This is a genomic window from Agromyces binzhouensis (assembly GCF_004135055.1).
Taxonomy (GTDB): domain Bacteria; phylum Actinomycetota; class Actinomycetes; order Actinomycetales; family Microbacteriaceae; genus Agromyces; species Agromyces binzhouensis.
The window spans coordinates 1-1,896 of sequence record NZ_SDPL01000504.1 but is presented as its reverse complement, the minus strand read 5'-3'; the positions used below and the strand labels follow the sequence as shown (position 1 = coordinate 1,896).

Genomic DNA, 1,896 nt, shown 5'->3' with positions numbered 1-1,896 from the left:
CCAGGGCCGCATCCGGCCCGACGCCCTCGCCGCGGAGCTCGAGCGCGGCGAGGGCCCGGCCATCGTGGCGCTGCAGGCGGGGAACATCCACTCCGGCGCCTTCGACCCGTTCGCCGAGGCGTGCCGGGTCGCGCACGAGGCGGGCGCGTGGGTGCACGTCGACGGCGCGTTCGGGCTGTGGGCCGCGGCATCCCCGCGCCTCAGGCATCTCACGTCCGGGGTCGCGGACGCCGACTCGTGGTCGACCGACGCGCACAAGACGCTGAGCGTGCCCTACGACTGCGGCATCGCGATGGTGCGCGACTCCGCGGCGATGCGCCGCGCGCTCAGCATGCACGCGAGCTACCTCCAGGCGACGGATGTCGGCGCCGATCCGCACGAGAAGGTGGCCGAGCTGTCGCGTCGGGCGCGGGGCATCCCGACCTGGGCGGTGCTGCGGCACCTCGGCCGGGACGGGGTTGCGGAGCTCATCGACCGGCTCGCCGGGTCGGCCGGGATCATCGCGGACGGGTTGGCCGAACTGCCCGGCGTCGAGGTGCTGAACGACGTGGTCTTCACCCAGGTCTGCATCGCGCTCGAGGACGACGCGACCACCGAGGCGCTGAGCACCGCGCTCTGGGACGACGGCGAGGTGCTCGCGATGACCTCCCGCTGGCACGACCGTGCGGTCGTGCGATTCTCCGTGAGCAATTGGGGCACGGATGCCACGCAGGCGCGACGCACGGTCGCGGCGGTCGGGCGCGTGCTGGGCGAACTGCGGGCGGCGGGACGGTGACGGCGTCCGCGTCGGCGACGCTGTCGGTGGCATCCGCTTGAATGGAGGGATGACCGGGGCGCTCGACTCCTTCGCGCCCGCGACGCGGGCCTGGTTCACCGAGTCCTTCCACGAGCCGACGCCCGTGCAGGAGGCGGCGTGGCGCGCGATCGCCGGGGGCGAGCACGCGCTCGTCGTCGCGCCCACCGGCTCGGGCAAGACGCTCGCGGCGTTCCTGTCCGCGATCGACCGGCTGCACCACGACGGTCCCACCGTCGACGCGGCGACGGGCGAGGTGCCCGAGGCGGCGCCGCGCGCGACGCGCGTGCTCTACCTCTCGCCGCTCAAGGCGCTCGGCGTCGACGTCGAGCGGAACCTCCGGGCCCCGCTCGTCGGCATCGCCCGCACGGCCGCGGCGCTCGGCGTCGACGTGCCCGAGGTCACGGTCGGCGTCCGCTCGGGCGACACGTCGCCGACCGACCGGCGTGCGCTCGTGAAGCGGCCGCCCGACATCCTCATCACCACGCCCGAGTCGCTCTTCCTGATGCTCACCTCGCAGGCGCGCGAGACGCTCGCGGGCGTCGAGACGGTCATCGTCGACGAGATCCACGCGCTCGCGGGTACCAAGCGGGGCGCGCACCTCGCGCTCTCGCTCGAACGGCTCGACGAACTGGTCCCGCGTCCCGTCCAGCGCGTCGGCCTGTCGGCGACCGTCCGCCCCCACGAGGAGGTCGCCCGGTTCCTCGCCGGCACCCGGCCGGTCTCGATCGTCGCGCCGCCGTCCGGCAAGCGGTTCGACCTCCGGGTGACGGTGCCGGTCGACGACCTCGGCGACCTCTCCGGCGAGGCCGGCGGATCGGTGTGGCCGCACGTCGAGGAGGCCATCCTCGACGAGGTGCTGGCGCATCGCTCGACCATCGTGTTCGCGAACTCCCGGCGGCTCGCCGAGCGGCTGACCGCCCGGCTCAACGAACTGTGGGTCGAGCGGACGGCGCCCGACGAGGGCGCCGATGCCGATGCCGTCACCGGGGTCGGCGCCGAGGGTCGCACCGACGTGGGGGCAGGGGAGGTCGCGGTCGTGGGCGCCGCCGTCGAGTCCCAGCTCGAGGCATCCGTCGCCGCGCGCACCGCCCCGCCGGCGG

Annotated in this window: 2 protein-coding genes; both read left to right on the top strand. The window is 74.9% G+C overall.

The window, feature by feature from the left end; translation table 11 throughout:
- A partial coding sequence (locus ESO86_RS16150; RefSeq protein ID WP_129235865.1) for a pyridoxal phosphate-dependent decarboxylase family protein occupies positions 1-775 on the top strand: 775 nt, incomplete at its 5' end.
- A gap of 49 nt (positions 776-824) precedes the next feature.
- Positions 825-1,896 (top strand): DEAD/DEAH box helicase (locus ESO86_RS16145; RefSeq protein WP_129235864.1); only part of this gene is annotated, 1,072 nt, incomplete at its 3' end.